Source organism: Cellulomonas sp. Marseille-Q8402 (genome assembly GCF_965119525.1).
In genome coordinates, this window is sequence record NZ_CBCPLX010000001.1 from 963,065 (window position 1) to 989,955 (window position 26,891).

A 26,891-nucleotide genomic window follows, 5' to 3' on the forward strand; every position below is an offset into this window, starting at 1 on the left:
CGCACCGGGCCGCCGCGCACCCGGACCAGCGCCCGGGCACGCGCGAGGACGGCACGAGGCCGGCACCCGGGCGGGGTGCCGGCCTCGTGGGGCGTCGGTCAGGCGCGGGCGGCGAGCCAGCCCGCGAGCCGGTCGGGGCGGTCGGTGATGACCGCGTCCACCCCGAGCTCGACGGCGGCGGCCCAGTGCTCCGGCTCGTCGAGCGTCCACACCTGCACCTGCAGCCCGGCGGCGTGCAGGCGGTCGACGAGCTCGGGCTCGGCGATCAGGAGCGGCCCGTACGGGTTGACCGTCATGACGCCGAGGTCGCCCGCGAGCGCCACGAGGGCGTCGACCCCGCCGTCCTGCTCGTCCGGCACCTGGAACACCAGGAGCCCGCGGCGCAGTCCCGGGTCGACCTCGGCCAGCGCCCGGACGGACTCCGGCCAGAAGCTCTGCCCGATCACGCGGTCGGCGAGCCCGGCCGCGTGGATGGCCGCGACGACGGGCCGGACCTGCTCGGTGGTCCAGGGGCCCTTGAGCTCGAGCAGCAGGTCGATGCCGGGGCGCCGGACCAGCAGCTCGAGGACCTCCGCGAACGTGGGCACCCGCTGCCCGGCGTAGGCCGCGGCGAACCACGAGCCCGCGTCGAGCGCCCGGACGGCGTCGAGCGTCATCTCGGTGACCACGCCCTGCCCGTCGGTGGTCGCGTCGACCGTGTCGTCGTGGATCACGACGACCTGGCCGTCGGCCGTGGGCTGGATGTCGATCTCGATGCTGTGCGCGCCCGCACGCCACGCCGCCTCGAACGCGGCGAGCGTGTTCTGCGGGGCGACGGCCGAGTTGCCCCGGTGCGCGACCACGAGCGGGGCGCGGACCCCGGCGCCGGGGCCGCCCTCCTGGGCGACCCCGGCGACCGGACCGATGGCCGTGTCCGTCACAGGTACGGCTCCACGTTCTCCTCGTACGCCGTCTCGATCTGCGGGGTGACCGACTCGAACGCCTCGGCCGGGTCGGTGCCCTCGAGCACGATCTGCTCCAGCGCGTCGGTGAGCAGCGCGTCGGCGCCCGGGACGAACACGCGGATGTAGTCCTGCGGGCGCGCCTTCTCGGCCAGCTGGTCCACCGCGGTGCGGAACTGCGGGAACTGCTCGTAGACGGCCTCCATCGTGTCGGACTCGACGGCCGAGGTGCGGACCGGCATGTAGCCCGTCGCCTGGGAGAAGGTCGCGGTGTTCTCGGTGTTCGTGAGGAACTCCAGGAACATCGCCGAGGCCAGCTGCTCCTCGGGGGTGCTGGAGGACGAGATCGCGAGGCCGGTGCCACCGGTCGGGGTGCCACCACCCTGCGGGCCGTCGGGCAGGTAGGCCGTGCCGACCTCGAAGGACGCCGCGTCGAGCGCGCCCTTGAGCGAGCCGGTCGAGCCGATGGTCGAGGCGATGAGACCCGACGCGAAGTCGGTCATCGAGTCGTCGGCCGAGACGGTGGCGATGGCGTCGTCCCCGTGGAACAGGCCGCGCAGGAACTCGCCGCCGGCGAGCGCCTCCTCGGAGTCCAGCGTGACGTCGAACTCGTCGGAGTACTGGCCGCCCTGGCCCCAGATCATGTTCTCGAACCACCAGGCGGACCACGACGTGCCGAGCGACAGGCCGAAGGGCGAGCCCTCCGCCGGGACCTGGGCCTCGAGGGCGGTGCTCCACTCCTGGAGCTGCTCCCAGGTCTCGGGCCCCTCGTCGGGCAGGCCCGCGGCCGCCCACATCGTCTTGTTGTAGTAGAAGAGCGGCGTGGACCGGGCGTACGGCGCGGCCCAGTGCTGGCCGTCGTACTCGTAGTCGCCGTACAGGCCGGGCTGCAGGTCCTCGGCGTCCGCGTCCAGGTACTCGAACACGTCGTCGAGCGGCATGATCTGGTCGTTCAGGTGGTAGCGGAACCACCACACGTCGGACGCGATGACCAGGTCGGGCTTCTCCTCGGTCTGCGAGGCGGCCTGGAACCGCTGGGCGACCTCGTCGTAGCTGGCGCCCGCGGTCACCAGGTTGACCGTGATCTCCGGGTTCTCCGCCTCGAACGCGGCGATGAGCTGCTCCTCCACGGCCTGGGACTGGCCGGGGTGGTTGCTCCACCAGGTGATCTCGGAGGCCGGCTCGACCTGCGACCAGTCGGTCGACGCGGTCGACTCGCCGGCCTCGGAACCCGGGGCGGCGGTGCTCGGGCCGCCGCAGGCGGTCAGGGCGAGGGTCGTGCCGGCGACGACAGCGGCGAGGGCGGGAAGGCCGCGGCGACGCCTCTGGGGGTGGGACACGGTGGTGCTCCTTCGGGGGTTCGGCACCCGGGCAGGGTGCGCGGTGACGGCGTGCGGGGGCACGACCGTCGGGGGCGACCGGCGGACCGGCCACGTGGGCGGGCGGGTCAGCCGGTGACGGCCCCCGCGGTCAGGCCGTCGACCAGACGGCGCTGCAGGACCAGGAAGACGAGGAGGATCGGCAGGGTCACGACGACGGTGGCGGCCAGCAGCACGCCCCAGTTGGTGAGGCCGTCGATGTTCTGCAGCAGGGTCAGGCCGATCGGCAGCGTCATCTTGTCGGCGCGGTCGATGACCAGGAACGGCCAGAGGTAGTCGTTCCACTCCGTGACGACAGACACGAGCGTGACCGCCGCGATCGTCGGGCTGCTCATCGGGACCACGAACCGCCAGAGCTTGCGCCAGTGCCCGGCGCCGTCCAGCTCCGCCGCCTCGAGGATCGAGACCGGCAGCGACAGGAAGTGCTGGCGGAACAGGAAGGTGCCGAACGCGCTCGCCAGGCCCGGCACGAGGATGCCCTGGTAGGTGTTCAGCCAGCCGAGGTCGGCGACCAGGGTGTAGTTCGGGATGATCGTGACCTGCGGCGGGATCATCAGCGTCGCGATGACCAGGCCGAACACGAGCTTCTTCAGCGGGAGCTCGAGGAACACCAGGGCGTAGGCGCAGGTGAGGCCGAGGACGACCTTCAGGCCCGCGCCGACGACGGTCAGCCCGATGCTGTTCATCAGCAGCCGGCCGAGCGGGACGGTGTCGGCCGCCTGGGCGAAGTTGTCCAGGCTCGGCGCGCCCGGCAGCCACTGCACGGGGAACTGGTAGAGCTCGGCCGGGGTCTTGAGGCTCGCGAGGAGGAGCCAGACCAGCGGGGCACCGAGCACCACGGTCGCGAGGACCATCGCGACGTAGCTGCCGACGTGCGGGCGCTGCCGGTGCCCGGGCCGCGAGGAGGCGGCGGTGGGCCGGACGTCGCGCCGGGTGGGCACCGCCGGGGGCGGCTGCGTCGCGCCGGACGCCGGGCGACGGGGGGTCAGGACGCTCATGCGTAGTGGACCTTCCGCTGGACGAACCGCATCTGCACCGCGGTGACCGCCAGCAGCACGAGGAACAGGACCGTGGCGACGGCCGAGGCGTACCCGGCGCGGCCGTTGACGAACGACTCCTGGTAGACGGAGTACATGAGGGTCGTGGTCGACCCGAGCGGCCCGCCCTGCGTCATCGCCTTGATGATGTCGAAGGACTGCAGGGAGGCGAGCATCATCGTGACCAGCAGGAAGAACGACGTCGGCGTGAGCAGCGGCAGGATGATCGACCGCAGCGTCCGGAAGGACGAGGCCCCGTCGAGGGCCGCCGCGTCCTTGAGGTCCTGCGGGACGGCCTGCAGGCCGGCCAGGTAGATGAGGGCGACGTAGCCGAGGTTCTTCCACAGGTAGACCACGATCACCATGACCAGCGGCCAGGGGCGCTCGGTGTACCACTGGGGCGACGTCGCGCCGACCCAGCTCAGCACCTCGCGCATGAGGCCGTAGCGGGGGTCGAAGATGAACAGCCAGAGGATGCCGACGGCGAACCCGGACAGCACGTAGGGCGCGAACGCCACGGTGCGGGCGAAGCCGCGGCCCTTGAGCTTCTGGTTGAGCAGCACCGCCAGGCCGAGGCCCAGCAGCATCGCGCCGCCCACCGTCGCGACGGTGAACACCACCGTGGTCGTGACGATCTGGCCGAACCCGCGGGAGGTGAACAGCTCGACGTAGTTGCCCAGGCCGATCTGGCGGGCCACGGGCGAGCCGAGGTTCCACTGGAGCGTGGACAGGTAGAACGACTGGATCAGCGGCCGGTAGACGAACACCGCCAGCAGGGCCAGATTGGGCCCGGCCAGCAGCAGGAACCAGATCAGCGCCGACCGGCGGCGACGCGACTGGAGGGCTCCGCGCTGCCGCGGCGCGCGCGGGGGCGCGGCCGCCGGCGGCGGAGCGAGGACGTCAGCAGTGGTCACGAGGGAGGACCCGTTCAACGAGGGGGCAGGTGCACGGCCCGCGACGTCGCGGCCCGGACCACTCTCCGCTGCCGCGCGACCCGGATCGAGCCGTTCGAGCCGACGTTCCGCGAGCCTTCCCGGGTCGTTCACCTGGGGTTCCACCCGGCCACCCGCAGGTCAGCCGGCGGACAGCCGCGCAGCGGCCGGGGCGGGACGTCCTACCCTCGACGCGTGCCCGCCCGACCTCCCGCCGACACCGCCGTGCGCGCCGCCGTCCGCACCGCGCTGTCGGTGTCGCTGGCCACCGGCCTGTACGGCGTCTCGTTCGGCGCCCTGTCCGTGGCGGCCGGGCTGGACCTGCCGCAGACGATGGTGCTGAGCCTGCTGATGTTCAGCGGCGGCTCGCAGTTCGCGGCGGTCGGCGTGATCGGCGCCGGCGGGGCGGTCGGTGCCGTGGTCGCCACCGCCGGGCTGCTCGGCGCGCGCAACGGGCTCTACGGCGTGCAGGTGGCGCCGCTGCTGGGTGCCGGCGGGTGGCGCCGGCTGCTCGCCGCGCACCTGACCATCGACGAGTCCACCGCGGTGTCGACGGCGCAGCCGACCCGCGCCGCCGCCCGGGCGGGGTTCTGGTGGACCGGCGCCGGCGTGTTCGTGCTGTGGAACGCCTGCACCCTGCTCGGGGCGCTGCTCGGCGACGCGCTCGGCGACCCGCGGGCCTACGGGCTGGACGCCGCGGCGGCCGCCGCGTTCCTGGCGCTGCTCTGGCCGCGGCTGTCGGGCGGGGACCGCCGGGCCGTCCGCACGGCGCGCGTGGTCGCGGTCGCGGCCGCGGTGGTCGCGCTGGCGCTCACGCCCGTCGTGCCCGCCGGGGTGCCGGTGCTCGCCGCCGCCGCGCTCGCGATCGTCGTCGGGGCGCTGGAGCGGCCCGGGGACGACCAGGACGCGGTGGGCACGGCCGACCCGGTGGTGACCCCGTGAGCCGGCTGGCGGTGTGGTGGGCCGTGCTCGCGGCGTCGGTCGTGGTGCTGGCGACCAAGGTGCTCGGGCACGTCGTCCCGGAGCGGGTGCTCGCCCGGCCGCGCGTGACCCGCACGGCGGCCCTCGTCACGGCCGCGCTGCTGGCGGCGCTGGTCGCCGTGCAGACCGGCACCACCGACGGAGCGCTGGTGCTGGACGCGCGCGTGGCGGCGCTGGTCGTGGCGGCGGTGGCGCTGCTGCTCCGCGCCCCGTTCGTCGTCGTGGTCCTGCTGGCGGCTGCCACGGCGGCGGGCCTGCGCTGGCTGGGGGTGCCCTGACGGGCGGCGGGCGATCGCCGGCGCGTTCTCGCGTCGCCGGCCGATCTTCCGGCCTGCGACGCGAGAAAGAGCCGGCGACGGGCCGGTCCGCGCGCTCAGACCGCGACGGGGGCCTTGATCGCCGGGTGGTGCTGGTAGTCCAGGACCTCGACGTCCTCGAAGGTGTAGTCGAAGAGGCTCGCGGCCTGGCGCAGGCGCAGCGTCGGGAACGGGTACGGCTCCCGGGTGAGCTGCTCGGTCACCTGCTCGACGTGGTTGTCGTAGATGTGGCAGTCGCCGCCGGTCCAGACGAAGTCGCCGACCTCGAGCCCGACCTGCTGCGCCACCATGTGCGTGAGCAGCGCGTAGGACGCGATGTTGAACGGCACCCCGAGGAACAGGTCCGCCGACCGCTGGTACAGCTGGCAGGAGAGCCTCCCGTCGGCCACGTAGAACTGGAAGAACGCGTGGCACGGCGCGAGCGCCATGGACGGGATATCCGCGACGTTCCACGCGGAGACGATGTGCCGCCGGGAGTCCGGGTCGGCGCGCAGCGCGTCGAGCACCTGCGCCAGCTGGTCGACCGTGCCGCCGTCGGGCGTCGGCCAGGACCGCCACTGCACGCCGTACACCGGGCCCAGCTCGCCGTCCTCGTCGGCCCACTCGTCCCAGATCCGCACGCCGTTGGCCTGCAGCCACCGGACGTTGGAGTCGCCGCGCAGGAACCACAGCAGCTCGCCGACCACCGACTTCAGGTGCACGCGCTTGGTCGTGACCAGCGGGAAGCCCTGCGACAGGTCGAACCGCATCTGGTGGCCGAACACGCTGCGCGTCCCGGTACCGGTGCGGTCGCCCTTGGGGGTCCCGGTCGCGAGCACCAGCCGCAGCAGGTCCTCGTACGGCGTCGACGCGGGCGTGGTGGTCGGGCCGGCCGGGGTCGTCATGGACCCCATCGTAGGACGCACGGGGTGCCGATCCGGGAGGTGCGGGTCGACACTGGGCCCATGACCTCGCCGCTGCCGCCGTACGTCGCCGCGCACACCCCGACCGGCCTGCTGGTCGACGGCGAGTGGCGGCACGCCACCGGCGGCGGGACCTTCCCCGTGGTGGACCCCGCGACCACCGACGTGCTGTTCGAGGTCGCGGACGCCACCCCCGAGGACGGGCTCGCCGCGCTGGACGCCGCGCACCGGGCCTTCCCCGCGTGGCGCGACGTGGCGCCCCGCACGCGGTCGGACCTGCTCCGGTCCGTGTTCGACGCGATGACCGCCCGCTCCGAGGACCTGGCGGCGCTGATCACCGCCGAGGGCGGCAAGCCGCTGGCCGAGTCGCGGGCCGAGGTGCAGTACGCCGCCGAGTTCGTGCGCTGGTACTCCGAGCAGGCGGTCCGGCTCGACGGGCTCGCCCGGCGCGCGCCGGCGGGCACCCACCACCAGCTGGTCCTGCGCCGACCGGTGGGCCCGGCGCTGCTCATCACGCCGTGGAACTTCCCGATCGCGATGATCACCCGCAAGGTCGCGCCGGCGCTGGCGGCCGGGTGCCCGGTCGTGATCAAGCCCGCGCAGCTGACCCCGCTGACCACCGCCTACTTCGCGGAGCTGCTGCGCGCCGAGCTGGACGCGCGCGACCTGCCGGCGGGCGTGGTGAACGTGGTCCCCACGTCCTCGTCCCGGGCGCTGACCGAGCCGGTGCTCGCGGACCCGCGGCTGCGCAAGCTGTCCTTCACCGGCTCGACCGAGGTGGGGCGCACCCTGCTCAAGCAGGCGGCGGACGGCGTGCTGCGCACGTCGATGGAGCTGGGCGGGAACGCGCCGTTCCTGGTGTTCGACGACACGGACCTGGACGCGGCGGTCGAGGGCGCGGTCGCCGCGAAGATGCGCAACGCGGGCCAGACGTGCGTGGCCGCCAACCGGTTCCTGGTGCAGGAGTCGGTCGCCGCCGAGTTCGCCGACCGCCTGACCGCGGCGTTCGAGCAGCTGGTCGTCGGCCACGGCACCGAGCCGGACGTGACCGTCGGCCCGCTCATCGAGCAGTCGGCCGTCGAGCGCGTCGACGACGTCGTCACCGAGGCCGCCGACGCGGGCGCGCGGGTCCGCACCGGCGGCGACCGGCCCGGCGGGCGCGGGTACTTCTACCCGCCGACGGTCCTGGACCGGGTCCCCGAGGACGCGCGGGCCGTCACCGAGGAGATCTTCGGTCCCGTCGCGCCGATCGTGACGTTCGGCGACGAGGCCGACGCCGTCCGGCTGGCGAACGCCACCGAGTTCGGCCTGGTCGCGTACGCCTACACCCGCGACGTCGGCCGGGTCATGCGGCTGGCCGAGCAGGTCGAGACCGGCATGCTCGGCGTGAACCGCGGCATGGTGTCCGACGCGAGCGCGCCGTTCGGCGGCGTGAAGTCCTCGGGGATCGGGCGGGAGGGCGGCGAGGCCGGCATCGAGGAGTACTGCGAGCAGCGGTACGTGGCATTGTGACCGGCATGATCCCCCTGACCGACGTCACCGCCGACGTGTCCGTGCGCCCCGCGGTGCCCGGCGACGAGCAGGCCGTGGCGGCCGTCCAGCTCGCGGCCTGGCGCGCGACCCACGGCGAGCTGCTCGGTGACGAGGTGCTCGACCGCGTCGACCCGGCGCGGCTCGCGGAGCAGTGGGCCACCGCCATCGCCACGCCGCCCGGCCGCGGCTACCGGGTGCTCGTCGCGATGCACGGGCCCCGCCTGGTCGGGTTCGCCTCGGTCGCCCCCGTCGTCGCACCCCCGGGCTCCGGCGACGACACGCCCGGCGGCGAGATCCTGGCCCTCGAGGTCGACCCGGGCGAGCGCCGGCGCGGCCACGGCTCCCGCCTGCTGGCCGCCGTGGTCGACCTGCTCCGCGACGTGGACCACGCGACGAGCGTGCAGACCTGGGTCATCGCGGGCGACACCGCGCGCGAGCAGTTCCTCGGGTCGTCCGGCATGGGCGACGTCGGCGCCCGCCGGGTCCTCGGCGAGCAGGACGACCCGCGCGAGATCACCGAGCACCTGTGGGGCGCCGCGCTCTGACACGCACGGGTGAGCGGATCACCCGGACGGTCGGCCCGCCGGTGAACGCACGGCGAACTCGCGGCGACGACGCGCGGCGAACCCTCAGGCCGGCGTCGTGCCGGGCGATCGTGCCGGCGTGTCCTCCCCGACCCGCGCGCCCTGGCGGCGCGCCGACCGCGGCCGTGCTCTCGCGGACCTCGTGTCGCCCCCTGTCGTCGTCGCCCCCTCCGACTCCTGCGAGACGGTCGACGTCGGCTTCCGCACCCGGTGGACCGGGTCGTCGGTGCTCGTCGCGCCCCGCACCCCGGGCGGCCCGCACGGCATGGTCGCGCGCAAGGACTTCCTGACCACGATGACCGGGCGGTACGGCTTCGGGCGGTCGCTGTGGGGCCGGCGGCCGGTGGCGGACGTCGCGCGCTGGGACGTCCCCCGGGTCGACGTCGGCGCGTCGCTCACCGAGGCGGCCGAGCGGCTGGTCACCGGCGACGGGTACCACGACATGGTCGTCACGGGCGCGGACGGCTCCCCGGTCGGCATCCTCGACCCCACGACGCTGATGGAGGCGCTCGCCGCGGAGCTCGCGCACGAGGCGTCGCACGACCACCTCACCGGCGTGACGTCGCGGGCACGGTTCGTCGACGGCCTCCGCGACCTGTGCGAGCAGGCCCGGGCCGACGGGGGCGCCGTGGCGCTGGCGTTCCTCGACCTGGACCGGCTCAAGGAGGTCAACGACAGCCTGGGGCACTCGTTCGGCGACGCGCTGCTGCACTCCGTCGCGACGCGGCTCGCGGCGAGCGCCGGCCCCGGCGACGTGGTGGGCCGGCTCGGCGGCGACGAGTTCGCGCTCGCGCGGCTCCTCCCGCCGCAGACGCCGGACGACACCTGGCGGGTCCGGGCGCTCGAGCTCGGCGAGACCCTGCGGTCGACGATCGCCGCCCACGACCCGGCGCTCCCCGTTCCCGCGCACTCCCGCGCCAGCGTCGGCCTCGCGGTCGGCGCCGGCGCGCTGCTCGACAGCGACCGGCTGCTGCGCGAGGCCGACCTGGCGATGTACGGCGCGAAGAAGTCCGGCGGCGACCGGGTGCGGCTCGCCGGGGCGGACACCGCGCCGCCGACGGGGGCGGACACCCCCGGCTCCGTCGCCGACCCGGTCGTGGCGCTGCGCGGCGCCGGCCTGGACGTGGACGCCCTCGAGCTGCACTACCAACCGATCGCGGGCACGGCCGACGGCAGCGTGCACGAGGTCGAGGCCCTGCTGCGCAGCCGGGACGCGGACGGGCACCTGAGCGGACCCGTCGCGCCGCTGGACCGCGCCGCCCGTGCGGGCCTCTCGCTCGACCTGGACCTGTGGGTGCTGGCGCGGGCCTGCCGGGACCTCGCGGCCTGGGAGGACGACCTCGGGGACCTGGCGCCGGCCGTGGTGAACGTGAACCTGTCCCCCGCCGCGCTCGAGGAGGAGTCGCTCGCCGAGCGGGTGCTGGCGGTGCTCGACGGCTCCGGCACGGCCCACGGCGCCGTCCGGCTGGAGCTGTCCGAGGCCGCGTCCGACGCGCAGATCGCCCGCGCGCACGCCGCGCTGCGCGACCTGCGCGCCGCCGGGGTGCCCATCGCCCTGGACGACCTGGGCGGCGCGATGTCCGGGCTGCGGCACGTGACCCGGCTGCCGGTCGACGTCGTCAAGATCGACCGCTCCGTGGTGGCGGGCATGCTCCACGACCCGATGGACGCGCTGCTCGTCGAGCTGGTGCACCGGATGGCGACGGAGCGCGGCATGGCGGTCGTCGCCGAGGGCGTGGAGTCCGAGGCGCAGCTCGACGCGCTGCGCGCCGCGGGCGTCCCGCTCGTGCAGGGGTACCTGGTCGCGCGGCCGATGGCGTCGTCGGCCCTCGTCACGTACCTGACGCCGCTCGCGTCCTGACGCGCCCGACGCCCGGGAGTCAGCCGAGCCCGCGGGGGCCGTCGCCCACCGCGGTGCGGCCGCGGTGGATCCGGGACGCGTGCCGCAGCGTCGCGCGGGCCCGCTTGCGGTCCCCCGCGGCGTCGTAGGCGAACGCCAGGCGGTACCACGGGCCCCAGTCCCCCGGCGCGGCCGCCTCGGCCTCGGTCCGCGCGCCGTCGAACGCGGTCGTCGCCGCCGACCGGTCGATCCGGCCGCCCGGGCTGCGCGGCAGGTCGTCGACGGGCAGCTCGCCGCGCGCGGCCAGCTGGTCGGCCATCCGCTGCACGTCGACGGCCAGCAGCCACTCCCGCGCGACCAGCACCAGGACGAGCAGGGGCAGCACCGCGAACGCCACGCCGAGCACGACGCCGACCGGCTCCCCCGTCCGCATCAGCGCCAGCGCGCGCCCGGCCACCAGCCAGACGTAGAGGCCGAGCAGCGCGGTCAGCGCGATCGCGGCGACCAGCGAGGTCCGGGTGCGGCGCGCCGGACCGCCGGGCTGAACGGGTCCGTCGGAGCCGCCGGTGCTGGTCACCCGAGGTCCAGGTAGTGCTCGAGCCCGACCGTCAGCCCCGGTCGCGACCCGACCTGGCGCACCGCGTGCAGCACGCCCGGCATGAACGACACCCGGTCGAACGAGTCGTGCCGGATGGTCAGCTGCTCGCCGGCGTTGCCGAGCAGGATCTCCTCGTGCGCGACCAGGCCGCGCAGGCGGACGGCGTGCACCCGGACCCCGTCGACGTCCGCGCCGCGGGCGCCGTCCAGCGCCGTCGTCGTCGCGTCCGGGACCGGGCCGAGGCCGGCGGCGCGCCGGGCGGCGGCGATCGCCTGGGCCGTGTGCCGGGCCGTGCCGGACGGGGCGTCCACCTTGTCCGGGTGGTGCAGCTCGACGACCTCCACCGACTCGAACCACCGGGCCGCGCGGGCGGCGAACGCCATCGCGAGCACGGCGCCGAGCGCGAAGTTCGGCGCGATCAGCACGCCCACGCCGGGGCGGGCGGCCAGGTCGGCCTCGACTCGGGCGAGGGACTCCGCCGTCCAGCCGGTGGTGCCCACGACGGCGTGCAACCCCTGCGCGACCAGCGAGCGCACGTTCGACTCCGCCACGGCGGGCACCGTGAAGTCGATCGCCACCTGCGCGCCGGTCGCCCCGACCGCGTCGACGTCGTCGCCGTGCTCGAGGGCGGCCACCAGCTCCAGGTCGGGGGCGGCCTCCACCGCGTCGACGACGGTCCGTCCCATGCGGCCCGCCGCGCCCAGCACGGCCACCGGTAGTGCATCGCTCACGGGACGTCACCCTATGCGGTCGCGAGCAGGTCCTCCATGCCGCGGACCGCCCGCCGCAGCTCCAGCGCGCTGAGGCCCGTGAACCGCTCGACCTCGCGCTGCGGGTAGCCGGCCTCGCAGTAGCCGCGCAGCACCGCCACGACCCGCGCCGCGTCACCCCGGTCGTCGACGCCGAGCTCCCGGACCGCGCAGGACAGCCGCACCGTCGCGAGGAACGCGGACGGCGTCAGGCCGACGTGGGCGTGCAGGAGGGCGTGCAGCGACGCGAGCGACCGGTCGACCGACCGCGCCAGGTCGACGGACCGGACCAGCCCGCGCTCCTCGTCGGCGTACCGGGCGATCCGCTGCAGGTCCTCGCGGTCGGTGACCGGGAGGGGCCGGCGCACGGCGGCGGAGATCGCCTGCTCCAGCACCCGGGCCGCGGCCACGGCCGCCTCGTCCTCGCCGGCGCCCGCCCAGCAGGCGCGCAGCCGGTCCGTCAGCCCCTCCTCGTCCAGGCCGAGGGCCTCCCCCAGCGGCCGGTGGTCGTCCACCAGCGTGCCGGCGGGGTGCAGGGCCGACAGTGCCCACGGCGCGAGGCGGGCGCCGACCTCCCAGGACGGCTCCGCCGGGTCGGCCGGCAGCACCACGCGCGGCACGGTGCGCGGGCCCCGCAGCATGCCGGCGACCACCTCGGACTCCCGGGTCAGCGGGTCGACCCACCGCGCCGGGCCGCCCAGCCGCGCCACCGCGCACGGTCGCCCGTCGGGCAGCGCGACCCGGGGCGGCGCGCCGTGCGGGGAGCGGGCGACCCACAGCTCCTCGACCAGCCCCGGTGACACGGGCGGCACGGCGACGGAGCGGCGGGTGAGGGTGACGGCGGCCATGCCTCCATGATCGACCCGTCCCTCGCCGTGCGGGCAGGGACCTCCGGCCCGGGTACGGCGAGGAGCCGGGCCCCCGTGGGGACCCGGCTCCTGGTGGACGTGCCTGCGGCGCTCAGTCCCCGAAGGGGCCGACGCGCACCACGGACCGCGGCCGGCCGGCGAGGTCCGCCGCCAGCTCCTGGACCTCGCGCGCGGTGACCGCGCGGACCCGGTCCAGCGACTCCTGCGTGGAGAGCAGCTCCCCGTGCACCAGCTCGGACTTGCCGAGCCGGCTCATGCGGGAGCCCGAGTCCTCGAGGCCGAGCACCAGGCCCCCGGACAGCTGCCCGACCGACCGGCGCAGCTCGGCGTCGGTGATCCCGCCGTCGGCGAGCCGCTCGAGCTCGGCCACCATCAGCTCGGTGACCTCGTCGATCTTCGCCGGCGCGCAGCCCGCGTACAGGCCGAACACCCCGGTGTCGGCGTGGCCGGACGCGAAGGAGTACGTCGAGTACGCCAGGCCCCGCTTCTCGCGGATCTCCTGGAACAGGCGCGACGACATGCCGCCGCCCAGCACCGCGTTCAGCACCGACAGCGTGAACCGGCGCGGGTCGGTGGCCGTGAGGCCGGTGCCCCCCACGATGACGTTGCCCTGCTCGGTGGAGCGGCGCACCGTGATCTCGGACGACGTCGCCGTCACCGGCAGCGCCTCGGCCGCACCACGCCGGGCCGCGGGGGCGTCGGCGTCGGCCAGGGGCCAGCCGCCGTCCTCCAGCGCCCGCACCACCTGGTGGGCCAGGGCGTCGTGGTCGACGTTGCCCGCGGCCGTCACCACGAGGGTGGCGGGGCGGTAGTGCTGCCGGTAGTGCTCCCAGACGGCGTCCCGCGGCACGGCCCGGATCGTGTCGGGGGTGCCGCCGATCGGCCGGCCGAGCGGGTGCTCGCCCAGGACGACCGTGGCGAACCGCTCGTGCACGACGTCGCTCGGGTCGTCGTCGTTCATCGCGAGCTCTTCGAGGATGACGCCGCGCTCGGTCTCGAGCTCGTCCGCGTCCAGGCGTGCCGACGTGACCATGTCGCTGATGACGTCGACCGCCATCGGCAGGTCCTCGTCGAGGACCCGGGCGTAGTAGCAGGTGTGCTCCTTGCCCGTGGCCGCGTTGGCCTCGCCCCCGACCTCGTCGAACGCCTCGGCGATGTCCATCGCCGTGCGCCGCGCGGTCCCCTTGAACAGCAGGTGCTCGAGGAAGTGCGTCGAGCCGTGGTGGCCGTCCTCCTCGTCCCGCGAGCCGACCCCGACCCACGCCCCGACGGACGCGGAGCGCACGCCGGGGACGTGCTCGGTGAGCAGGCGGACCCCGCCGGGCAGGACGGAGCGACGGACGGAGCCGTCACCCGCCTGCCCGGCGGTCAGGTCGCTGCCCGGCTGACCGGGCGCGACCAGAGGGAGGTCCAGCGGCACGTCAGGCGTCGGCCGGCTCAGCGGCCGCGGCACCCTCGGCGGGCGCCTCGTCCTCGACCACCGCGTGCAGCGACAGCTTGCCGCGCGGGTCGATCTCGCCGATCTCGACCTGGACCTTCTGGCCCACGCCGAGGACGTCCTCGACGTTCTCGACGCGCTTGCCACCGACCAGGCGACGGATCTGCGAGATGTGCAGCAGGCCGTCCTTGCCCGGGGACAGGGAGACGAACGCGCCGAACGTGGTCGTCTTGACGACGGTGCCCACGAACCGCTCGCCGATCTCGGGCATGTGCGGGTTGGCGATCGCGTTGATCGCGGCCCGCGCCGCCTCGGCCGAGGGGCCGTCGGTCGCGCCGATGTAGACGGTGCCGTCGTCCTCGATCGAGATGTCGGCGCCCGTCTCCTCCTGGATCTGGTTGATCATCTTGCCCTTCGGGCCGATGACCTCGCCGATCTTGTCGGTCGGGACCTTCACCGTGATGACGCGCGGGGCGTTCGGCGACATCTCGTCCGGGACGTCGATCGCCTCGTTGAGCACGTCGAGGATCGCGAGGCGCGCCTCCTTGGCCTGGGTCAGCGCGTCGGCCAGCACGGAGGCGGGGATGCCGTCGAGCTTGGTGTCGAGCTGGATGGCCGTGACGAACTCACGGGTACCGGCGACCTTGAAGTCCATGTCGCCGAACGCGTCCTCGGCGCCCAGGATGTCCGTCAGCGCGGCGTAGCGGGTCTCGCCGTCCACGGTGTCGGACACGAGGCCCATGGCGATGCCGGCGACCGGCGCGCGCAGCGGCACACCGGCGTTGAGCAGCGACAGGGTGGCCGCGCAGACCGAGCCCATCGAGGTCGAGCCGTTGGAGCCCAGCGCCTCGGAGACCTGGCGGATCGCGTAGGGGAACTCCTCGCGGCTCGGCAGCACCGGCATGAGCGCGCGCTCGGCGAGTGCGCCGTGCCCGATCTCGCGCCGCTTCGGCGAGCCCACGCGGCCGGTCTCGCCGGTCGAGTAGGGCGGGAAGTTGTAGTTGTGCATGTAGCGCTTGCGCGTCTCGGGCGACAGCGAGTCGATCTGCTGCTCCATGCGGAGCATGTTCAGCGTGGTGACACCCATGATCTGGGTCTCGCCGCGCTCGAACAGCGCCGAGCCGTGCACGCGGGGCAGGACCTCGACCTCGGCCGACAGCGTGCGGATGTCCCGCAGGCCACGCCCGTCGATGCGGAAGCCGTCGGTGAGGATGCGCTGGCGGATGACCTTCTTGGTCACCGCGCGCACCGCCGCGGACAGCTCCTTCTCGCGGCCCTCGAACGAGCCGGCCAGGGTGTCGAGCACCTCGGCCTTGATCTCGTCCAGGCGGCCCTCGCGGGTCTGCTTGTCGGCGATCTGCATCGCCTCGTTGATCTTCGCCTGGGCGGCGCCCTCGACGGCCTCGTACGCGTCCGGCTGGTAGTCCGGGAACGTCGGGAAGTCGCGGGTCTCCTTGGCGGCCTGCGCAGCGAGCTGCTGCTGCGCCTCGACCAGGGAGCGGATGAACGGCTTGGACGCCTCGAGGCCCTCGGCCACGACGGCCTCGGTCGGGGCGACGCCGCCCTCGTCCTTGATGAGGTTCCAGGACTTCTCCGGGGCCTCGGCCTCGATCATGGCGATCGCCACGTCGTCGCCGACGACGCGGCCGGCCACGACGATCTCGAACGTGGCGCGCTCGCGCTCGGAGTAGCGCGGGAACGCGACCCACTGGCCGTCGATCAGCGCGATGCGGACGGCGCCGACCGGGCCGGAGAACGGCAGGCCGGAGATCTGCGTGCTGATGGACGCGGCGTTGATCGCCAGGACGTCGTAGGCGTCGTCCGGGTGGATCGCCAGGACGGTGATGACGACCTGGACCTCGTTGCGCAGGCCCTTGACGAACAGCGGGCGCAGCGGGCGGTCGATCAGGCGGCAGGCCAGGATCGCGTCGGTCGACGGGCGGCCCTCGCGACGGAAGAACGAGCCGGGGATCTTGCCGGCGGCGTACTGCCGCTCCTCGACGTCCACCGTCAGCGGGAAGAAGTCGAACTGGTCCTTGGGGTGCTTGCCCGCCGTCGTGGCGGACAGCAGCGCGGTCTCGCCGTCGAGGTAGGCCATGGCCGAACCGGCGGCCTGCTTGGCCAGGCGGCCGGTCTCGAAGCGGACGGTGCGGGTGCCGAAGCGACCGTTGTCGATCACGGCCTCGGCGAACTGGATCTCGGGACCCTCCACGGGTGCCCTCCTTTGGTCTCGAAGGCGCCGGACCGGTCACGGCGGTCTTCGATCGAGGTACCCGGATCGCGCAGGCGTTCCGGGCGCCACTACCGAGGACCGGACGCGTCGACCGGCGCGGAGTGAGAAGTGGTGCTGGGTGTTGCTCGGTGGTGCTGGGTGGTGCTGGTGGTGCCGTGGCGGGGCGCGGGGCCCCGACGCAGGACCAGCCCGGACCCTGTGCGGGTCCGGGCTGGTCACGCGGTCATCGACGCAGGCCGAGCCGCTCGATCAGGGTGCGGTAGCGCGCGATGTCGACCTTCTGCAGGTAGCCGAGCAGGCGACGACGCTGGCCGACCAGGAGCAGCAGCCCACGGCGGCTGTGGTGGTCGTGCTTGTGCGTCTTGAGGTGCTCGGTGAGGTCCTTGATGCGCTGCGACAGCATCGCGATCTGGACCTCGGGGGAACCGGTGTCACCCTCGTGGGTGGCGTACTCGGTCATGATGGACTTCTTGGTGGCGCTGTCGAGGGGCACGACTCTCCCGGTTTGTCTCGTTGCGCGGTGCTCCGGGGCAGGTCCACCCGGGCGCTCTCGTTCCGCGGCCGTTCTGACGGCTGTCCGAGACTACCAGGTCGGGCGTCACGACTCCCGCCCGGCAGCCGTCCGCGCTCACCCGCGGGCCCGTCGTGCCCGGTGCCGCAGCCCGAGGACCGCGGCGCCCGCCGCGACCAGCACCCCGGCCGCTCCCGCCGCGAGCGCGACGGGCGCCCCGGTGACCGCGAGGGGGCCGTCGCCGGCACCCGGGCCGGCACCCGCGTCCGGGACCGGGGACGGCGCGGGGGCGCCGGACGAGACCACCTCGAACGCCGCCGTGGGGGCCTGCGCGCTCTCGAGGCCGGTCATCGTCACCTCGTACATCGCGTCCGGCACCTCGGGGACGTCGAACGGGAAGACGACCGTGCCGGCGGCGTCGGCGACCCCCTCGCCGAGCGGCAGGTCGCCGAGCTCGACGGAGACGGGCTCGTGCGGCAGGAAGTCCTCGCCGGTGGCCACCTGCGCGGCGCCGACCGTGCGCACCGGGTGCTCAAGCTGCAGCGACGCGCGCACGAACTCCACGGTGGCGGCGAGATCCGTGGCGGCGCCGTCGATCTGGGCACGGAGCGTGGCGATCTCGGCGGTCGTGGACGAGGTGAGCACCGCGGCGTAGGTGCCGTCCCCGTTGTCCACCGTCGCCCCGATCGAGCCGGCGTCGGTCGTCAGGAGCACGTCACGACCCGCCACCGGCTGCGCGTGCTCGTCCTCGATCCGCAGCGTGACGTCCGCGGTCGTCGCCCCGTCCGCCACGAGCCGGCCCGGGTCGGCCACCAGGGTGGCGTGGGTCGCGCCGACCTCGACGGTGATCGTGCCGGGCTCCGAGCCCAGCCACCCGTCGCTCGCGGTGTAGGTGAAGGAGTCGGTACCCGTGAACCCCGGGTCGGGGGTGTAGACCAGGTCCGGCGCCGTCCCGCCGAGCGACCCGTGCGCCGGGGCGCCGGACGCGAACTCGAGGTCCTGCCCCTCCGGGTCGTCCCCGATCAGCGGCACCGCCACGGGCACCCCCGCGGGCGTGGTGACCTGGTACGACTCGACGGTCGGCGCGGTGTTCGCGACGAGGCTGTCCATCGCGATCAGGGCCCACGAGTCCATCAGGCGGTCGAACGTGTCCGCGATCGCGAGCCGGATGTGGTTCGTGGCGCCCTGGTCGACCGCGGCCTCGCAGCTCAGGAGGGACGTGAACCCGTGCATCGCGGTGTCGTAGCCGCCGGTGTTGGCGACGTAGAACTGCGCGTTGGTCAGATGGTTCACCGTGTCGATGGTGACCGGCTCCGAGGTCCCGGGGATCAGCGCGCAGTTGCTGCCGTTGACGCTCAGCGCGAAGACGTCGTTGACCCGCTGGAACAGGTACTCGGGGTACTCGGTCGAGCCGAACACGTACCGGAACAGCACCGACGTCGAGTCCGGCACGAAGTCGAACTCGAGGACCGCAGCGTCGTGGGTCGGGTGGCCCGCGAGCGCGGTGAGCTGGGCATCCCCCGCCTGTCCGTGGTTGGTGGAGGCGTTGGGAGCCGCGTACGGGCCTGTCATCTTCGCGGCGGACCCGCTCGAGAGCACCACCCCGGAGTCGACCTGCGTGACCGGCCCCATGCCCGAGAACACCCCGGCGGCGTCCGGGTGCCCGACGTACTGGGCTCCCGTCACGCTCGTGACACCGTCGCCGACGATCGCCTGCGCGAGCGCGAGCGCGGTCGTCCCGGTGAGCACCTCCTGCCCGGGCGACGGTGGCAACGACGGCATGGGTGACGCGTGGGCGGACGGCGCGCACCCCAGGGCGACCAGACCGACGGCGAGTGTGGTGGCGAGGACAGACCTCAACGCGAGCTCCTGCGGGTGGGTGGGGCCGACCGGCGTCGGCCTCGGTCCCCCCACCTTGCGAGGACCTGGCACACCCTCAGGACGCACGCAGGCGGGAGCGCGCGGACTGAGTGGTCCGGCGCCCCGGAATGGCGTGGCGCCACGCACACCGATGAGTAGCGGCGCGCAGGCGACAGCGCCGGCCCTCGGCGCTCAGGAGGAGGGCGAGGTCCCCGGCAGCACCCGGCGCACGCCCTCGACGTCCTCGTGCATCCGCTCGACGAGCGCCTCCACGGAGTCGAACCGCAGGGTCGGCCGCAGGCGCTCGACGAGCTCCAGCACGACCTCCTCGCCGTAGAGGTCCAGGTCCGTGCGGTCGAGCACGTACGCCTCGACCCGCCGCTGCAGGCCCTCGAACGTCGGGTTGGTGCCGATCGACACCGCGGCCGGCAGCACGGCGTCGGGGTCGCCGGCGGGGAGCGACGGGCGGCGCAGCCAGCCCGCGTACACGCCGTCGGCGGGCACCATGCCCGCCGCGTCGGGTGCCAGGTTGGCGGTCGGGAAGCCCAGGTCGCGGCCGCGCTTGTCGCCGTGCACCACGGTGCCGCGCATCCGGTGCGGGCGGCCCAGCACCCGCGCGGCCTGCCGCACGTCGCCCGCCACCAGCAGCTCGCGGACCCAGGTCGACGACCAGCGCCGGCGCAGCGGGTCGTCCAGCGCGGCACCGGCCGCCGGGTCGACGGGGGCCTCGCCGGCGCCGGGCGCCACGTCCTCGATCACCTCGACGCCGAACCCGAACCGCTCCCCCAGCTCCACCATCGTGGTGAGGTCGCCCGCGTTGCCCCGGCCGAACCGCACGTCCCTGCCGACCACGACCGTGCGGGCGTGCAGCCCGTCGACCAGGTAGCGGCGGACGAACTCCTCGGCGGTCTGCTGCGCGAAGTCGAGCGTGTAGGTGAGCAGCAGCACCGCGTCGAGGCCGGTCTGCTCGAGCAGCTCCAGCCGGTCGGCGTCGCCGGTCAGCAGCGGCGGGGCCTCGTCCGGCCGGTGCACCTGCTGCGGGTGCGGCGTGAAGGTCACCGCGACGGACCGGGCGCCGACGGCACGGGCGTCCGCGACCATGCGCGTGAGCACCCCGACGTGCCCCCGGTGCACCCCGTCGAAGTTGCCCACCGTCACCACCGACGGCCCGAAGTCCGCCGGGACCTCGGCGAGGTCCGTCCAGCGCTGCACACCCGCTCCCGTCGGTCGGCGCCTCGCGGCGCGTCGTGCGCCTGCCCGTGCGCGGCGCGGGGACAAGCCTGCCACGGCCCCGGCGATGCCCCGCACCGGCTCAGGCCGCCGCGAACACCAGGACCGGGCGCGCGTGCGGCCCGCGGTCCTCGAGCAGCGCGACGAGCACACCCTCCGGGGACAGCGCGGCGACCGTCACGTCGGCGCCCGCGCCGCCGGCCGGGATCCGCTGCCCGTACGACAGGGCCCGGGTCTCGTCGGCGGTGAGCTCGCGCACGGGGAACGTCGCGCGCGCCGCTTCGGCGAGCGGCAGCGTGTCCAGCGGCACGTCCGCCGGCCAGGCGTCGAGGTCGTCGAGCGAGCGGGCCACGTCCAGCGGGTAGCCGCCGACCCGCGTCCGGCGCAGCGCGGTGAGGTGCCCCCCGACGCCGAGCGCCGCCCCCAGGTCGCGCGCCAGCGCCCGGATGTACGTCCCGGAGGAGCACACCACCGTGACGTCGACGTCCTGCGCCGTCACGCCGTCGCCGAGCGGGACCGCCCGCACCTCGTGCACGTCGAACCGGGAGATCGTGACGGGCCGCGCCGCGAGCGCGACGTCCTCGCCGGCCCGCACGCGGGCGTAGGCCCGCTGCCCGTCGACCTTGATCGCGCTGACCGCGCTCGGGACCTGGCTGATCGGGCCGGTGAGCGCGGCCACCCCGGCGTCGACCGCCTCCCGGGTCACGCCCGCGGCGTCGGCCCGGGCGACCTCCTCGCCCTCGGCGTCGTCCGTGATCGTCGAGACGCCGAGCCGGATGGTCGCGGTGTACTCCTTGTCGGCACCCACGACGTAGGTCAGCAGGCGGGTGGCCCGGCCGACGCCCAGCACCAGGACCCCGGTCGCCATGGGGTCGAGCGTGCCGGCGTGCCCGACCTTCCGCGTCCCCGCCAGCCCGCGGGCCTTCGCGACCACGTCGTGGCTGGTCCAGCCGGCCGGCTTGTCGACCACCAGCAGGCCGTCGGGGGCGGTGGGGCGGCGAGGGCGGCGGGCCCGCTCGCCGCGCTCCGGCGCGCTCATGCCGAGGCCCCGACGCGCGCGGCGACCTCGGCGCCCGCTGCCGCGCCGGCCTCCACGCCGACGCACGCGAGCAGGGCGTCCAGCCCGCGGTCCTCGCGGACGTGCGCGAACGCGTCGGCGGCGAGCAGCACGTTGATCAGCATGCCGTCGGCGACGAACCGGCGCGCCGCCTCGTCGAGCGCGGCGGACCGCTCGGCTTCCGTCAGCGCAGCGCCGTCCACGTCCTCGGGCAGCTCCACCCGCTCCCGGAACAGGGCGAACACCTCCCCCAGCGTGTGCCGGGCGGTGGTGCCGATCTCGGGGTCGGACGCCGCGGTGAACCCGTGCATCAGCACCCGGAGCAGGTCGCGGTCCGCCATCAGGGAGACGTAGGCCTGCCCCGTCCGGTCCGCGGCACCGGGCCCCGGCTCGACGGCGGACATCACGGCGACGATCCGCGCCGCCACCGCGCGGTAGAGGTCGAGGAACAGCTGCTGCTTCGACCCGAACAGCCGGATGACGTACGGCTGGGACACCCCGGCGGCGCGCGCGACCTGGTCGGTCGTCGTGCCGGCGTACCCGCCCTCGGCGAACACCGGCAGTGCGGCGGCGAGGATCTGCTCGCGCCGCTGCTCCCCGGACATCCGCGGGGCGCGGGCGGTCGTGGGCGAGGACGACGACGGCGTCGGCGTCGGTCCGGTGGCGTCGGTGGGGTCGTCGGTCAGCACGGTTGACAGGTTATCAGCGGATAACTAGCGTCGCACGTGCTAGTTATCAGTCGATGCATACAGGAGCCCGCCATGTCGACGCAGACCCCCGCACCGCCCTCCCCGTCGGCGCCGGCGCGCGCCGTGACCGCCGCGCGCCCGGCCCGCCGCGCGGTCCCCGTGGCCGTGGCGCTGGTCGCCGCCTCGCTGCCGATGTTCATGGCGACGCTCGACAACCTCGTCGTGACCAGCGCCCTGCCCGTCCTGCAGAGCGAGCTCGGCGCCTCGATCACCGACCTGCAGTGGGTCGTCAACGCCTACACGCTGACCTTCGCCACGCTGATGATCGCCGCCGCCACGGTCGGTGACCGGTGGGGACGCCGCCGCACGTTCCTCGGCGGCATCGCCGTGTTCACGCTCGCCTCCGTCGCCGCGGCGCTCGCCGACTCCCCCGCCACCCTCATCGCGGCCCGTGCGGTCCAGGGCGTCGGCGCGGCCGCGATCATGCCGCTGTCGCTCACCCTGCTCGCCGGCGCGGTGCCCGCGGCACGCCGGGCCATGGCGATCGGCGTCTGGGGCGGCGTCTCCGGGCTCGGGGTCGCGCTGGGACCGGTGGTCGGGGGCGCCGTCGTCGAGGGCATCTCCTGGCAGGCGATGTTCTGGATCAACGTCCCCGTCGCGCTCGTGGCCGTGCCCCTCGTGCTCCGTGCGCTGCCGGAGCAGCACGGGCGCGCCCAGCGCCTCGACGTCCTCGGCCTGCTCCTGGCCGCGGCCGGCGTGCTCGGCGTCGTGTGGGGCGTGGTGCACGGCAACGAGGACGGCTGGACCTCCCTCGGGGTTCTCGGCCCGGTGCTGGGCGGGCTCGTGGCCCTCGTGCTGTTCGTCCGGCACCAGGCACGGACGCCGCACCCGCTGGTCCCCCTGCGGCTGTTCCGCGCCCGCAGCTTCGCCGTCGCCAACATCACCGGGTTCGCGTTCTCGCTCGGCGTGTTCGGCGCCGTGTTCCTGCTCGCCCAGTACCTGCAGGTCGTCCAGGGCCACTCGCCCTTCCAGGCCGGGCTGCGCACCCTGCCGTGGACGGCGGCGCCGATGGTGTTCGCCCCGCTGGCCGGGATGCTCGCGCCGCGGGTCGGCGTACGGCCGCTCCTCACCGCCGGGCTCGTCCTCCAGTCGGCCGGCCTGGTGTGGCTCGCGCTCGTCTCCACCGCCACCGGCGGCTACGGCGCCCTCGTCCCGGGGCTGCTGCTGGCCGGGATCGGCATGGGCCTGACCTTCGCGCCGAGCGCCACCGCCGTGCTCGCCGACATGGCGCCCGACGACCACGGGACCGCCTCCTCGACCAACTCCACCGTGCGGGAGATCGGCGTCGCGCTCGGCGTCGCCGTGCTCGCCGCGGTGTTCCAGGCCGCCGACGGCACGCTCACGCCCGACGCGTTCGCCGCCGGGCTGCGGCCCGCGGTCCTGGTCGGCGCGGGCGTCATCGCCGCCGCGGCGGTGGCGTCCCTGGCGATGCCCCGCGGCACCGGCCGGGCCTGACGGCAGGCGCGGCCGATACTCCCGCGAGGTCGTCACAACGGCACGAGGTCGTCACTCAGGAGTGACGACCTCGTGCCGTTGTGACGACCTGGCCGGTGCTGGCCGGTGCTGGGCCGTCCGTCAGCGTGCGGCGTCGGCCTCGGGCTCGTCGTCCTCGTCCGCGGGCTTGCGGTACGGGTCCGCCTCGCCCGCGTACTGCGCACCGGTCGCGAGCTGCGAGACCTCGCGGTCGCGGCGCGCGGCCTCGAGCAGCGCGGCGTCGAGGTGCGCCGCCGTCTCCGGCACCGCGTCCAGGTGGAACTCCAGCGTGGGGGTGAGCCGCACGCCGGTCTGCTTGCCGACCTCGGACCGGATCAGGCCCTTGGCGCTCTCCAGCGCCTTCGCGGTGCCCTCGCGCGACTCCTCGTCGCCGAGCACCGTGTAGAACACGCTCGCGTGCTGGAGGTCGCCGGTCACGCGCACGTCCGTGACGGTCACGAAGCCCAGGCGCGGGTCCTTGACCCGGGTGTCGAGCATCTGCGCGACGATCTGCTGGATCCGGTCCGCCAGCTTGCGGGCCCTCGGGTGATCCACCATGACTGCTCCTTCCTGCGCCCGCGCACGTGGCGGGCAGACGGCCGCGGGCCCGCCCCGACGCACGAGGCGTGGAGCGGACCCGCGGTTCGCGACCTGCTCAGGAGCGCGGCTTCTCGCGCATCTCCCAGGTCTCGATGATGTCACCCTCGTTGATGTCGTTGTACGACCCGAGGCCGATACCGCACTCGAAGCCCTCGCGGACCTCCGTGGCGTCGTCCTTGAACCGCTTGAGCGACTCGATGGTGAGGTTGTCCCCGATGACGTTGCCGTTCCGGAGCACCCGCGCCTTGGTGTTGCGGCGGATGTCGCCCGACCGGACGATCGAGCCGGCGATGTTGCCGAACTTGGAGGAGCGGAACACCTCGCGCACCTCGGCGGTACCGAGCTGCACCTCCTCGTACTCCGGCTTGAGCATGCCCTTGAGGGCCGCCTCGACGTCGTCGATCGCCTGGTAGATGACCGAGTAGAACCGGACGTCCACGCCCTCGCGCTCGGCGAGGTCCTCGACGCGCTCCCCGTACTTGACGTTGAAGCCGATGATGATCGCCGAGTCGACGGTGGCCAGGTTGACGTCGTTCTGCGTGATCGCACCGACACCGCGGTGGATGACGCGCAGCTCGACCTCGTCGCCCACGTCGATCTTGAGCAGCGCGTCCTCCAGCGCCTCGACGGCACCGGACACGTCGCCCTTGAGGACCAGGTTGAGGGTCTCGACCTTGCCCTGCTGCAGCGCCTGCGTGAAGTCCTCGAGGCTGACGCGCTTGCGGCGCTTGGCCAGGAGGGCGGCACGCTCGGCGGCCTCGCGCTTCTCCGCGATCTGCCGGGCGGTGCGCTCGTCCGGCGCCACCAGGAAGGTGTCGCCGGCGCTCGGCACCGACGCCAGGCCGAGGACCAGCACCGGACGCGCCGGGCCCGCCTCGGTGACGTTCTCGCCGTGCTCGTCGAACATCGCCCGCACACGGCCGTGGGCCGTGCCGGCCACGATCGCGTCGCCGACGTGCAGCGTGCCGGACTGGACCAGGACGGTCGCGACGGCGCCGCGGCCCTTGTCCAGGTTCGCCTCGATGGCGACACCGCGGGCGTCCTTGTCGGGGTTGGCCCGCAGGTCGAGCGCGGCGTCCGCGGTCAGCAGGACGGCCTCGAGCAGCTCGTCGATGCCCATCCGCTGCTTGGCGGAGACGTCGACGAACATCGTGTCGCCGCCGTACTCCTCGGCCACGAGGTTGTACTCCGTGAGCTGCTGGCGGATCTTGGCGGGGTTGGCCCCCTCCTTGTCCACCTTGTTGACCGCGACCACGATCGGCACGCCGGCCGCCTGGGCGTGGTTCAGCGCCTCGATGGTCTGGGGCATCACGCCGTCGTCCGCCGCGACCACGAGGATCGCGATGTCCGTCACCTGCGCACCACGGGCACGCATGGCGGTGAACGCCTCGTGACCCGGGGTGTCGATGAACGTGATGGCCCGGTCCTGGCCCTCGTGCTCGGTCCGGACCTGGTAGGCACCGATGTGCTGGGTGATCCCGCCGGCCTCGCCCGCGACGACGTCCGTGGACCGGATGGCGTCGAGGAGCTTGGTCTTTCCGTGGTCGACGTGGCCCATGACGGTGACGACCGGCGGGCGCGGGAACAGGTCCTCGTCGCCCTCGCCCTCGAGCTCGGCGTCCAGGTCGATGTCGAAGGCCCCGAGCAGCTCGCGGTCCTCCTCCTCGGCCGAGACCATCTCCACGACGTAGCCGAGCTCCGTGGCCAGCGTGCCGAAGGTGTCCTCGTCGAGGGACTGGGTCGCGGTCGCCATCTCACCGAGGTGGAACAGCACCGTGACCAGCGAGGCGGGGTTCGCGTCGATCTTGTCGGCGAAGTCGTTCAGGGACGAGCCGTGGCGCAGGCGGACGACGGTCGTGCCGTTGCCGCGGGGCACCTGCACGCCGCCGAGCGACGGCGCCTGCATCTGCTCGAACTCCTGGCGCTTCGCGCGCTTCGACTTCCGTCCGCGGACGGGACGACCGCCGGCGCGACCGAACGCGCCCTGCGTCGAACCACGACCACCGGCACCGGGACGGCCACCGCCGCCACCGGGACGACCGGCGAAGCCGCCGCCGCCGCCGGGACGACCGGCGCCACCGCCGCCGTAGCCGCCGCCACCACCGGGACGACCGCCGCCGCCACCGGGACGGGCCGGACGCTCGCCCGGGCGGCCGACGCCGCTCGCGGAGCGGCCCGGCATCATGCCCGGGTTGGGACGGGGACCGCCGGGGCGCGGAGCCGCGGGACGCGGCCCGCCCGGACGCTCGCCGGCACCCGCACCGGCCGAGGCGGCCGGTGCGTCGGAACGGCGCTCACCGGGACGCGGCATGCCCTGGGAGGGCGCGAACGGGTTGTTGCCCGGACGCGGCGGGCGCGGCCCGCCGGAGCGGGGCATGCCCTGGGAGGACGCGAACGGGTTGTTGCCCGGGCGGGGACCGCCAGGACGGGGGGCGCTGCCCGGACGCGGTGCGCGACCGTCGCCACCCTGGTCGCCCGAGGGGCGCGGGGCGGACGGACGGGCCGCGGGTGCGGCCGGACGCGACGGACCCGGGCGCGCCGCGGGGGCGGCCGGGGCCGGGGTCGCCGACGCGGCCGGGGCCTGCGCGGCGGGAGCCGCCGGGGTGGCGGCCGGACGCGGGGCGGCGCTCGGCGCGGCCGGTGCGCTCGGCGCCGGGGCGGCGGGCGCGGCCGGGGTCGCCGCGGCCGGAGCCGGAGCGGCCGGAGCCGGGGTGGCAGCGGGCGCAGCCGGAGCCGCGGGGGCTGCCGGAGCGGCGGGGGCCGGCTTCGCCGCGGCCGGGGCCGACGGACGGGCGGCGGGCTTGGCGCCGCCACCGGCCGGGTAGGTCCCGCGCCTTGCGGACCACCGGGGGCTCGATCGTCGAGGACGCCGAGCGGACGAACTCACCGAGCTCGTTCAGCTTGGTCATGAGGGACTTGCTGTCGACTCCGAGCTCCTTGGCGAGCTCGTAGACGCGGACCTTGGCCACATCTCTCCCTGTCTCGGTCCGCCCGGACAGGGTCGGACCGTCGTTAGTGCTGGGTACTCATCGCTGGGTACTCATCGGTGCGTGCTCATCGGGCAGCCATCGGCTCTTC

The 26,891-nt window shown here is 74.7% G+C and carries 22 protein-coding genes and 1 pseudogene; 6 read left to right on the forward strand and 17 right to left on the reverse strand.

Features of this window, described 5'->3' with window-relative positions; genetic code table 11:
• Nucleotides 1-98: 98 nt before the first annotated feature.
• The 4 genes from ACWPWW_RS04440 to ACWPWW_RS04455 form a co-directional block, all read right to left on the reverse strand.
• On the reverse strand, nt 99-920 hold the full coding sequence (locus ACWPWW_RS04440; protein ID WP_454049129.1) for a glycerophosphodiester phosphodiesterase: 822 nt from the start codon (nt 918-920) through the stop codon (nt 99-101).
• The gene (locus ACWPWW_RS04445) at nt 917-2,281 is read right to left on the reverse strand and encodes an ABC transporter substrate-binding protein (protein WP_454049130.1); all 1,365 of its coding nucleotides are present in this window, start codon (nt 2,279-2,281) and stop codon (nt 917-919) included. Before ACWPWW_RS04445 ends, ACWPWW_RS04440 begins: the two co-directional genes overlap by 4 nt.
• 107 nt (nt 2,282-2,388) lie before the next feature.
• The gene (locus ACWPWW_RS04450) at nt 2,389-3,318 is read right to left on the reverse strand and encodes a carbohydrate ABC transporter permease (protein ID WP_454049131.1); all 930 of its coding nucleotides are present in this window, start codon (nt 3,316-3,318) and stop codon (nt 2,389-2,391) included.
• A complete protein-coding gene (locus tag ACWPWW_RS04455; RefSeq protein ID WP_454049132.1) occupies nt 3,315-4,271 on the reverse strand; it encodes a carbohydrate ABC transporter permease in 957 nt (318 codons plus the stop codon). Before ACWPWW_RS04455 ends, ACWPWW_RS04450 begins: the two co-directional genes overlap by 4 nt.
• A 213-nt stretch (nt 4,272-4,484) precedes the next feature.
• Between ACWPWW_RS04455 and ACWPWW_RS04460 the strand changes: the two genes are divergently transcribed.
• Both ACWPWW_RS04460 and ACWPWW_RS04465 read left to right on the forward strand, forming a co-directional pair.
• Nucleotides 4,485-5,231 carry an AzlC family ABC transporter permease gene (locus tag ACWPWW_RS04460; protein WP_454049133.1) on the forward strand — a complete coding sequence of 249 codons (747 nt, stop codon included), beginning with the start codon at nt 4,485-4,487 and terminating at the stop codon, nt 5,229-5,231.
• Nucleotides 5,228-5,548 carry an AzlD domain-containing protein gene (locus ACWPWW_RS04465; RefSeq protein ID WP_454049134.1) on the forward strand — a complete coding sequence of 107 codons (321 nt, stop codon included), beginning with the start codon at nt 5,228-5,230 and terminating at the stop codon, nt 5,546-5,548. Before ACWPWW_RS04460 ends, ACWPWW_RS04465 begins: the two co-directional genes overlap by 4 nt.
• Before the next feature lie 95 nt (nt 5,549-5,643).
• On the opposite strand, the gene ACWPWW_RS04470 is transcribed toward ACWPWW_RS04465, so the two are convergent.
• Entirely contained in the window at nt 5,644-6,471 is an 828-nt protein-coding gene (locus ACWPWW_RS04470) for a thymidylate synthase (protein WP_454049135.1), read from the reverse strand.
• Nucleotides 6,472-6,531: 60 nt separating this feature from the next.
• On the opposite strand from ACWPWW_RS04470, the gene ACWPWW_RS04475 reads away from it, so the two are divergent.
• The 3 genes from ACWPWW_RS04475 (at nt 6,532) to ACWPWW_RS04485 (ending at nt 10,467) form a co-directional block, all read left to right on the forward strand.
• Nucleotides 6,532-8,001 carry an NAD-dependent succinate-semialdehyde dehydrogenase gene (locus ACWPWW_RS04475; protein WP_454049136.1) on the forward strand — a complete coding sequence of 490 codons (1,470 nt, stop codon included), beginning with the start codon at nt 6,532-6,534 and terminating at the stop codon, nt 7,999-8,001.
• Nucleotides 8,002-8,006: 5 nt separating this feature from the next.
• The gene (locus ACWPWW_RS04480; RefSeq protein ID WP_454049137.1) at nt 8,007-8,567 is read left to right on the forward strand and encodes an N-acetyltransferase family protein; all 561 of its coding nucleotides are present in this window, start codon (nt 8,007-8,009) and stop codon (nt 8,565-8,567) included.
• Between the two features lie 118 nt (nt 8,568-8,685).
• Nucleotides 8,686-10,467 (forward strand): EAL domain-containing protein, encoded by a 1,782-nt coding sequence (locus ACWPWW_RS04485; protein ID WP_454049138.1) that lies wholly within the window; start codon nt 8,686-8,688, stop codon nt 10,465-10,467.
• Between the two features lie 19 nt (nt 10,468-10,486).
• On the opposite strand, the gene ACWPWW_RS04490 is transcribed toward ACWPWW_RS04485, so the two are convergent.
• From ACWPWW_RS04490 to ACWPWW_RS04535, 10 genes are all read right to left on the reverse strand, one after another.
• Entirely contained in the window at nt 10,487-11,023 is a 537-nt protein-coding gene (locus ACWPWW_RS04490) for a hypothetical protein (protein ID WP_454049139.1), read from the reverse strand.
• A complete protein-coding gene (dapB, locus tag ACWPWW_RS04495; RefSeq protein ID WP_454049140.1) occupies nt 11,020-11,775 on the reverse strand; it encodes a 4-hydroxy-tetrahydrodipicolinate reductase in 756 nt (251 codons plus the stop codon). The genes ACWPWW_RS04490 and dapB overlap by 4 nt, the downstream gene beginning before the upstream one ends.
• Before the next feature lie 11 nt (nt 11,776-11,786).
• The gene (locus tag ACWPWW_RS04500; RefSeq protein WP_454049141.1) at nt 11,787-12,641 is read right to left on the reverse strand and encodes a helix-turn-helix domain-containing protein; all 855 of its coding nucleotides are present in this window, start codon (nt 12,639-12,641) and stop codon (nt 11,787-11,789) included.
• Between the two features lie 112 nt (nt 12,642-12,753).
• On the reverse strand, nt 12,754-14,082 hold the full coding sequence (locus ACWPWW_RS04505; RefSeq protein WP_454049142.1) for a M16 family metallopeptidase: 1,329 nt from the start codon (nt 14,080-14,082) through the stop codon (nt 12,754-12,756).
• 1 nt (nt 14,083) lies between these two features.
• Nucleotides 14,084-16,312 (reverse strand): polyribonucleotide nucleotidyltransferase, encoded by a 2,229-nt coding sequence (locus ACWPWW_RS04510; protein ID WP_454049143.1) that lies wholly within the window; start codon nt 16,310-16,312, stop codon nt 14,084-14,086.
• Between the two features lie 244 nt (nt 16,313-16,556).
• Nucleotides 16,557-16,826, reverse strand: coding sequence for a 30S ribosomal protein S15 (rpsO, locus tag ACWPWW_RS04515; protein WP_454049144.1), 270 nt, complete (start codon nt 16,824-16,826; stop codon nt 16,557-16,559).
• 135 nt (nt 16,827-16,961) lie between these two features.
• Nucleotides 16,962-18,626: a choice-of-anchor L domain-containing protein gene (locus ACWPWW_RS04520; RefSeq protein WP_454049145.1), complete on the reverse strand. Its 1,665-nt coding sequence runs from the start codon at nt 18,624-18,626 to the stop codon at nt 16,962-16,964.
• 270 nt (nt 18,627-18,896) lie between these two features.
• Nucleotides 18,897-19,916, reverse strand: coding sequence for a bifunctional riboflavin kinase/FAD synthetase (locus ACWPWW_RS04525; RefSeq protein WP_454049146.1), 1,020 nt, complete (start codon nt 19,914-19,916; stop codon nt 18,897-18,899).
• 100 nt (nt 19,917-20,016) lie between these two features.
• The gene (gene truB, locus ACWPWW_RS04530) at nt 20,017-20,973 is read right to left on the reverse strand and encodes a tRNA pseudouridine(55) synthase TruB (RefSeq protein WP_454049147.1); all 957 of its coding nucleotides are present in this window, start codon (nt 20,971-20,973) and stop codon (nt 20,017-20,019) included.
• Entirely contained in the window at nt 20,970-21,680 is a 711-nt protein-coding gene (locus ACWPWW_RS04535) for a TetR/AcrR family transcriptional regulator (RefSeq protein WP_454049148.1), read from the reverse strand. The genes truB and ACWPWW_RS04535 overlap by 4 nt, the downstream gene beginning before the upstream one ends.
• Before the next feature lie 72 nt (nt 21,681-21,752).
• Between ACWPWW_RS04535 and ACWPWW_RS04540 the strand changes: the two genes are divergently transcribed.
• Nucleotides 21,753-23,195: a DHA2 family efflux MFS transporter permease subunit gene (locus ACWPWW_RS04540; RefSeq protein ID WP_454049149.1), complete on the forward strand. Its 1,443-nt coding sequence runs from the start codon at nt 21,753-21,755 to the stop codon at nt 23,193-23,195.
• 120 nt (nt 23,196-23,315) lie between these two features.
• Here the strand turns inward: ACWPWW_RS04540 and rbfA are convergent, their stop codons facing one another.
• Together rbfA and infB are read right to left on the reverse strand one after the other, a co-directional pair.
• A complete protein-coding gene (rbfA, locus tag ACWPWW_RS04545; protein ID WP_454049150.1) occupies nt 23,316-23,771 on the reverse strand; it encodes a 30S ribosome-binding factor RbfA in 456 nt (151 codons plus the stop codon).
• 97 nt (nt 23,772-23,868) lie between these two features.
• Nucleotides 23,869-26,782 (reverse strand): annotated as a pseudogene (gene infB, locus ACWPWW_RS04550) (translation initiation factor IF-2).
• Nucleotides 26,783-26,891 lie beyond the last annotated feature (109 nt).